This window comes from Chroococcidiopsis sp., assembly GCF_051657925.1.
GTDB lineage: Bacteria > Cyanobacteriota > Cyanobacteriia > Cyanobacteriales > Chroococcidiopsidaceae > Chroococcidiopsis.
Genome location: NZ_JBOFLP010000344.1, coordinates 1 through 7,677 on the forward strand (window position 1 = coordinate 1; position 7,677 = coordinate 7,677).

7 protein-coding genes and 1 pseudogene are annotated in these 7,677 nt (G+C 44.2%); 6 read left to right on the forward strand and 2 right to left on the reverse strand.

Annotated elements, in window-relative coordinates:
• The first annotated feature begins 13 nt into the window (after positions 1-13).
• From rpmE to ACRC32_RS27375, 3 genes and pseudogenes are all read left to right on the forward strand, one after another.
• Positions 14-262, forward strand: coding sequence for a 50S ribosomal protein L31 (gene rpmE / locus ACRC32_RS27365; RefSeq protein ID WP_039714876.1), 249 nt, complete (start codon positions 14-16; stop codon positions 260-262).
• Between the two features lie 110 nt (positions 263-372).
• Positions 373-1,473 (forward strand): peptide chain release factor 1, encoded by a 1,101-nt coding sequence (gene prfA / locus ACRC32_RS27370; RefSeq protein WP_438556938.1) that lies wholly within the window; start codon positions 373-375, stop codon positions 1,471-1,473.
• Positions 1,474-1,661: 188 nt separating this feature from the next.
• Positions 1,662-2,645, forward strand: a pseudogene (locus ACRC32_RS27375) (Rpn family recombination-promoting nuclease/putative transposase).
• A 386-nt stretch (positions 2,646-3,031) separates the two neighbouring features.
• Here the strand turns inward: ACRC32_RS27375 and ACRC32_RS27380 are convergent.
• Positions 3,032-3,262: a hypothetical protein gene (locus ACRC32_RS27380; RefSeq protein WP_438556939.1), complete on the reverse strand. Its 231-nt coding sequence runs from the start codon at positions 3,260-3,262 to the stop codon at positions 3,032-3,034.
• A 238-nt stretch (positions 3,263-3,500) separates the two neighbouring features.
• On the opposite strand from ACRC32_RS27380, the gene ACRC32_RS27385 reads away from it, so the two are divergent.
• The 3 genes from ACRC32_RS27385 (at position 3,501) to secG (ending at position 7,330) form a co-directional block, all read left to right on the forward strand.
• Positions 3,501-5,204 (forward strand): ABC-F family ATP-binding cassette domain-containing protein, encoded by a 1,704-nt coding sequence (locus tag ACRC32_RS27385; RefSeq protein WP_438556940.1) that lies wholly within the window; start codon positions 3,501-3,503, stop codon positions 5,202-5,204.
• A gap of 233 nt (positions 5,205-5,437) precedes the next feature.
• Positions 5,438-7,036, forward strand: coding sequence for a 2,3-bisphosphoglycerate-independent phosphoglycerate mutase (gene gpmI / locus ACRC32_RS27390; protein WP_438556941.1), 1,599 nt, complete (start codon positions 5,438-5,440; stop codon positions 7,034-7,036).
• 60 nt (positions 7,037-7,096) lie between these two features.
• A complete protein-coding gene (gene secG, locus ACRC32_RS27395) occupies positions 7,097-7,330 on the forward strand; it encodes a preprotein translocase subunit SecG (RefSeq protein ID WP_015152268.1) in 234 nt (77 codons plus the stop codon).
• A 38-nt stretch (positions 7,331-7,368) separates the two neighbouring features.
• Here the strand turns inward: secG and ACRC32_RS27400 are convergent.
• On the reverse strand, positions 7,369-7,677 hold a 309-nt coding region (locus ACRC32_RS27400), incomplete at its 5' end, for a glycosyltransferase family protein (RefSeq protein ID WP_438556942.1).

Consider the following 7,677-nt stretch of genomic DNA (forward strand, 5'->3'; position numbering starts at 1 on the left):
ATAGGAAAAAGAGATGGCAAAACCAGATATTCATCCGCAGTGGTATCCCGAAGCTAAGGTTTACTGCAACGGGGAACTAGTCATGACTGTTGGTTCGACCAAGCCAGAACTCCACGTTGATGTCTGGTCTGGCAATCACCCGTTCTATACTGGAACTCAAAAGATTATCGATACTGAAGGGCGCGTAGAACGCTTCTTGAGAAAATACGGCATGATGGATTCTCAGCAAGGCACGTCAGAAGGCAAGTCCAAGAAGAAGTAGCGCGGTCAGCTCGATTTTGGATTTTAGATTTTGGATTTAGGTCGGAAAAAATCTGAAGTCTAAAATTTTCGATTATGACCCAACTTACTATTTGCTGAGCGATCGCGATTATGGCGGAACCTTACCTGCTAAACAAGCTTAAATCTGTCGAGCAAACCTATAACGAATTGACTCGTCGCCTTGCCGACCCAGACATTGCTACCGATCCGGTAGAGATGCAACGGGTAGCGAAGGCTCGTTCTTCTTTTGAAGAAGTCGTTAATACCTATGAGACTTGGAAAAACGCTCAGGAAGAACTCAAGGGAGCGCGTCAAGTCTTAAAAGAGGCGGCTGGCGATCCAGAGTTGCAGGAAATGGCAGCTTTGGAGGTGCAGGAATTAGAGGCGCAGTTGGAACAACTAGAAACGCGCTTGAAGATTTTGCTTTTACCCCGCGACCCGAACGATGACAAGAATATCATGTTAGAAATTCGGGCGGGTACTGGTGGCGATGAGGCAAGTATCTGGGCTGGCGATTTAATTAGAATGTACTCGCGCTATGCCGATACTCAAAAGTGGCGCGTCAAGCTGGTGAGCGAATCTTTGGCAGAAATGGGTGGCTTCAAAGAAGCAGTGCTAGAAATTCAAGGTGACTCGGTCTACAGCAAACTCAAGTTTGAAGCAGGGGTTCACCGCGTTCAGCGCGTACCAGTGACGGAAGCAGGGGGACGAGTCCACACTTCTACTGCTACTGTGGCGGTGATGCCAGAAGTAGATGATGTAGAAATTCACATCGATCCCACCGAAATTGAAATGAAAACAGCTCGTTCTGGCGGTGCTGGTGGTCAAAACGTCAACAAGGTGGAGACAGCAGTAGACTTATTCCACAAACCGACGGGAATTCGGATTTTCTGTACGGAAGAACGCAGCCAGTTACAAAACAAAGAACGAGCAATGCAAATCCTGCGGGCTAAATTGTATGAAATGAAGCTGCGGGAACAACAAGAAGCCGTTACTTCGATGCGACGATCGCAAGTTGGAACAGGTTCGAGATCGGAGAAGATTCGCACCTACAACTACAAAGATAATCGCGTCACAGACCATCGTTTGGGACAGAATTATTCTCTGAACCCAGTCCTAGAAGGCGATATAGAAACAATTATTCAGGATTGTATCGCTCAAGATCAACAGGAACAGTTAGCAGAATTGGCTGCATCTAGTGCGGGTGCGTAGAAGGCGCTCGCACTTGTTTGTGTAGGGTAAAATATGATGACATAATCCTTCCTAAGTTTAGGGAGGATTAATTTTTGGGTATGCCACGACTACGCCACGGAGATCCCCCAACCCCCTTAAAAAGGAGGGCTATGGCTATAGAAGATCCCCGCAACCCTCCTTAAAAGGAGGCGATAGATCTATGAAAAATGACTCATATTATTTATTATCTGTTTCAAGAGTATCCTAGTCTCTTTTTTGAACTTATAGGCGAACCAGTTGAAACTGCGGCTCAATATCAATTATCTTCGGTTGCGATCGAGCGATCGGCGACTCGAATTGATGGAGTTTTTCTGCCCAAACAAAAAGACAACAATTTTGACGATCGGCAGCCTGTGAAAACTGACAGTATTTTTTATCGAGTATTTCAATAATTTCCCAATATCTTCTTTGAATTAATAGATAGTCCACCAGAAACGGCTGAAAACTATCAATTTGCTTCAGTCGAACTGAAGCAAATAGCCTTTTGGATTGATGGTGTTTTTCAGCCTATACAAGAGAATGAAAACCCTATCTATTTTGTTGAAGTCCAGTTTCAACCCGAGCCTGAATTATATTCTCGATACTTTGCTGAAATATTTCTGTATTGGCGCCAACAGCAACCTGAAAACAATTGGCGTGGAATTATTATATTTCCCAGTCGAGGTGCAGATACGGGAGAAACTTTGCATTATCAAGAGCTATTTGATAGTCAACGAGTGAGCAGAATCTATCTCAATGAATTAGGTGAAGTAAATTCACTTGGTATTAGCACGATAAGATGAGTAACTTTGCCAGAAACTAGGGCAATATAACAAGCCAGAATTTTGATAAATAGAGCAAGGCAAGAAATAACTGATGACTTGCAACAGAGAGATTTCTTACAATTAATAGAGACGATCTTGTTTTACAAACTACCTAATTTGAGTCGGGAGGAATTAGCAGCTATGTTTGGATTAAGCGAACTGAAGCAAACCAAAATCTATCAGGAAGCGTTAGAGGAAGGAAGAGAGGAAGGTAGACAGGAGGCAAAACTAGAAACAGTACCGCGCTTGTAGGCTTTTGGATTAACTGTAGAGCAAATTGCAGAAGCTTTAAATTTGAGTGTAGAAGAAGTTAGACGAGTTGCACAAAATCAGCAGCGTTCGGAGTAATAGGTAAAATGCGATCGCGCATTGAGGTTGTGGAGTGAGGAAGTGCGATTGCATTGTCTATATAAAACTATAAAGAGTTAACTAAGAGTATTTGAAATACCAGTACAAATAATTTAATTAAAGTAATATATATTACAACTAAAAGAAAAATCTACAAGACACTGTGTTTGTGGCTTCAGAAAAATGTCTTGTAGACATAAATAAAATTTGAATAGAGGTTCGGGCAATTGGCGAATTTTTGAAATTGTCTCATCATACAAATTCATCTTTAATTCCCTGGCGCGATCGCAATACGTAGACAAAATTCTCCATCTCTAGCTTAGCTAAAGACAATTTTAGAGTCGAGCTTGCGATCGCCCACCCCATTCATAACAACTAATCTAAAGCTACTGCTGAATCTCTCCCCGTGCTAGACGCGCTTCGTACTCTTCTGGATGCTTGGAATAATCTGATAAATCTGCGGTGCTAATTTTCAAGGCTTCGGTAGATTGCATCCATAAAGCCGAGCGAGTGTTATCTTTATCTAATCGTAAAGAGTCTACAAAATGACTTACTTCCTTAACAAGCGGTTCTGGCAGTTGGAGAATTTTGGAAATTGTCTCATCATACAAGCTCATTTGTTATTCCTTGTTTGAATCAATTTGATGCACCGAATTTGCGTACCAACAGCCTAGTGAAGATAATTCAATATAGAGGTGTGAAGACTGCGCGTCAATCATGTTAGTCACGTTAGATGACTTCTACCTAGAAATTAAGATTCTCCCAATCTTTTGTCGGTCTTGAAGAATGCCCCCTACATCTTGCGATTAAATTTTGTTACGATGTCGATGAAGCGATCGCCCTTGGAGATACTGAATGCTGCGACTGGAACACATTAGTAAAATTTATCCTACTGGTGAAGTCCTGAAAGATGTGAATTGGGAAGTTAAAGCAGGCGATCGCATCGGTTTAGTAGGTGTCAACGGAGCAGGCAAGTCTACCCAACTGAAAATAATTGCTGGAGAGATTGAGCCAACCACTGGAGAGGTGATTCGTCCTGCTAGTTTACACATAGCATACTTAACCCAAGAATTTGAAGTCGATCCTACCCGTACTGTAAAGGAAGAATTCTGGCGTGCCTTTGTTGAGGCAAACGAAGTTCATGAAAGTTTGACAAACGTACAACATCAGTTAGAAACCGCAACACCCGAAGAATTAGATAAACTTCTGCGACAAATGGATCGCTTCCAGCGCCAGTTTGAAGCTTTGGATGGTTACAGCCTGGAGGCGCAAATCGATAAAATCTTGCCAGAGCTGGGATTTGAACCAGGAGATGGCGATCGCCTTGTCAGCGCTTTTAGTGGCGGTTGGCAGATGCGAATGAGTTTGGGCAAGATTTTACTACAAAAACCCGATTTGTTACTTCTAGATGAACCGACTAACCATTTAGATTTAGAAACTATTGAGTGGTTGGAAAATTACCTGAAAGGGTTAATTACACCGATGGTAATTGTTTCTCACGATCGCGAATTTCTCGATCGCCTTTGCACTCAAATTGTCGAAACTGAGAGAGGGGTTTCCACCACATATTTAGGTAACTATTCAATTTATTTACAACAAAAGTTTGAAGCTAAGGAAGCCCAACAAAGTGCCTACGAACGGCAACAGAAAGAACTTGATAAACAGCAAGCATTTGTCGATAAGTTTAGAGCTAGTGCTACTCGCAGTACGCAAGCGAAAAGCCGCGAAAAACAATTAGATAAAATCGAGCGTGTCGAAGCACCGATATCTGACTTAAAAAGCCTGCATTTTCGCTTCCCACCCGCACCCCGGAGCGGACGAGAAGTGGTGAAGATTCAAGATTTAACCCATATATACGACGACAAAATATTATTTTTAGGTGGAAACCTCTTAATAGAAAGAGGCGATCGCATTGCTTTTCTCGGTCCCAATGGTGCGGGTAAATCTACATTACTGCGTCTGATTACGGGAATGGAGGAACCGACAGAAGGAGCAGTCGAACTGGGCGCTCATAACGTGATTCCTAGCTATTTCGAGCAGAATCAAGCAGAAGCCTTAGATTTAAACAAAACCGTCATGGAAACGATCCATGATGAAGTTCCCGACTGGACGAATGAAGAAGTTCGCACGCTGTTAGGAAGATTTTTATTTAGCGGCGACACTGTATTTAAAAAAGTTGCAGCCTTAAGTGGAGGCGAAAAAGCCCGTCTTGCCTTAGCAAAAATGCTGCTACGTCCGGCAAATTTATTGATTTTAGATGAGCCGACAAATCATTTAGATATTCCAGCGAAAGAAATGCTGGAAGAAGCAATTCAAAATTACGATGGTACGGTACTGATCGTTTCTCACGATCGCTACTTCATCTCTCAAGTTGCCAACAAAATTATTGAAATTCGCGATGGAGAATTTCGAGTTTATTTGGGAGATTACCATTACTACCAAAATAAATTAGCAGACGAACGAGAACAGGAAAAACAAGCCGCGATTGCTGCCGAGAAAGCTGCTAAAAAAGCCGCCAAAGCTGCTAAAGCTGCCGCTAAGAAAGGGAGTAGGGGTTAGAAAAAAAGAAAAGGGAGATAAGGAAGACAAGGGAGCATTCGGAATTACAATCCAAAATCCAAAATTTCCTCACTCCTCACTCCTCACTCCTCGCCCCTCCCAGAGGCGATCCCCAGTAGAAAAACTGAAAGTTATAGTAGAGAAAATGACAAAATCAGCAAAAAAACCCTTGCAGAGACAATCAGCAGTGGTATCATGACGGTTGAGTTAACAAAAGTAAAGGGTAACATCGTATGACCCAAGCACCTGTTGCTCCCGTGGTGCTAGTGATATTAGACGGATGGGGTTATCGCGAGGCAGCAGACGGTAACGCGATTTCATCTGCAAAAACTCCTGTAATGGATAGCCTCTGGGCAGTCTATCCCAGAACTCTAATTCGCACTTCAGGCAAAGCAGTAGGGTTGCCAGAGGGTCAAATGGGCAACTCGGAAGTCGGACACCTGAATATTGGTGCAGGGCGAGTTGTACCGCAAGAATTAGTCAGAATTACAGACGCGGTCGAAGATGGTTCAATTGGGCAAAACGCAGCGATTGCTCAGTTGTGCCGAGAAGTCAAAGACAGAAATGGTAAACTGCACCTAATCGGCTTATGCTCGGAAGGTGGGGTACACTCCCATTTAAGCCACTTGTTAGGATTGCTAGACTTAGCAAAGGCGCAAGATATCACTCAGGTATGCATCCATGCAATTACGGATGGACGCGATACAACACCGACGGAAGGCGTGGAAGCTCTCGAACAGATCCAAGAACACGCAGATTCAATTGGTGTTGGTCAGATCGTCACTCTAAGCGGTCGTTACTACGCAATGGATCGCGATCGCCGTTGGGATCGCGTTAAACGTGCTTACGATGTGATGACTCAAGACGGTGTAGGCGACGGGAGATCGGCAGTTGAGGTCTTACAAGCTTCCTACGATGAGGGAGTCACTGATGAATTTGTCATCCCTACACGGATCGCTCCGGGAGCGGTAGAACCAGGCGATGGCGTACTCTTTTACAATTTTCGCCCCGATCGCGCCAGACAGCTCACTTATGCTTTTGTCAAGCCAGACTTTGACGGCTTTGAACGGCAGCAGATCGAGCCTTTATCATTTGTCACGTTTACGCAATACGACTCCGAACTTTCCGTCCCCATCGCTTTTGAGCCGCAGAATCTCAATAACATTTTAGGCGAAGTCATCTCCCAGCATGGACTCAAGCAGTTTCGCACCGCAGAGACAGAAAAATACGCCCATGTCACTTACTTCTTCAATGGCGGCTTAGAAGACCCATTTGAAGGTGAAGATCGGGAAATGGTGATGAGTCCGATGGTGGCGACCTACGACAAAGCGCCAGCCATGTCAGCTGAAGCGGTGACTGATGTAGCGATCGCTGCGATAAAGCAACAAATTTACTCTCTGGTAGTCATTAACTACGCCAACCCCGATATGGTGGGTCATACAGGCGAGATTCCAGCAACTGTTGAAGCAGTTGAGACTGTAGATCGCTGTTTGGGACATTTATTGGAAAGTATCAGTCAAGTGGGAGGCACGGCTATAGTGACTGCCGATCACGGTAATGCCGAGTACATGCGAGACGAACGGGGTAATCCCTGGACGGCACATACGACAAATCCAGTCCCTCTAATACTGATTGAAGGCGAAAAAGCGAAGATAACCGGTTACGGTACAGAGGTAGCGCTTAGGAGTGATGGCAAGCTTGCCGATCTCGCGCCGACGATTCTAGAAATCTTGCAGCTTCCCCAACCAGCCGAGATGACTGGTCAATCTTTAATTGCTCCAGCTAAGTATGAAGTACAATCTTCCCGTACTCCTGTCAGAATGGGCTGGTAAAGTTAAATAAGTAAGCAAGTAAGCTATACTTTTTTTGCGCTATCTGAGCTAATTCGCACTATGACAGTTACTACAGTTCTTGAAGCTATCTGGGCATTTTCTGCCGTGGGTTTGATTGTTTTGGTATTACTGCACAGTCCCAAAGGTGATGGGATCGGTGCGATCGGCGGTCAGGCACAGTTATTTAGCAGTACCAAAAGTGCCGAAACAACGCTAAACCGCGTTACTTGGGCATTGGTAGTAACGTTTTTAGGTTTAACAGTAGTTTTAAGTGCTGGTTGGTTGAATAGATAAATAGTAGAGGCGTTCCCGGGAACGCCTCTACTATTTATCTATAGCCGAGCGCGAAACTTAGAACTGAGAATTTTTGAACTTTGCCGTTGTGACAATACGCTGTCATAAAGCTGCTCTAGCCGATCGATATTCTGACTCAGGGTGTAGCGCTCTAATACTCGCTGTCGCGCTTTTTGCCCTAGTAAGATGGTAAGTTCTGGATGATCTTGAAACAAAGGTAGCAGAGTTGATAATTGTGACGTGACGCGCCTGGGAGTGAGGACTACACCAGCGCCATTCTCTAACACTTCCCCATCTGCACCCACATTTGTAGCTAAACATGCCAGACCACAAGCCATTGCCTCTAA

Coding starts and splice junctions, on each gene's coding strand:
- ACRC32_RS27385 (WP_438556940.1), top strand. CDS start 3,501: ATGCTGCGACTGGAACACATTAGTAAAATTTATCCTACTGGTGAAGTC.
- ACRC32_RS27380 (WP_438556939.1), bottom strand. CDS start 3,262: ATGAGCTTGTATGATGAGACAATTTCCAAAATTCTCCAACTGCCAGAA.
- rpmE (WP_039714876.1), top strand. CDS start 14: ATGGCAAAACCAGATATTCATCCGCAGTGGTATCCCGAAGCTAAGGTT.
- prfA (WP_438556938.1), top strand. CDS start 373: ATGGCGGAACCTTACCTGCTAAACAAGCTTAAATCTGTCGAGCAAACC.
- gpmI (WP_438556941.1), top strand. CDS start 5,438: ATGACCCAAGCACCTGTTGCTCCCGTGGTGCTAGTGATATTAGACGGA.
- secG (WP_015152268.1), top strand. CDS start 7,097: ATGACAGTTACTACAGTTCTTGAAGCTATCTGGGCATTTTCTGCCGTG.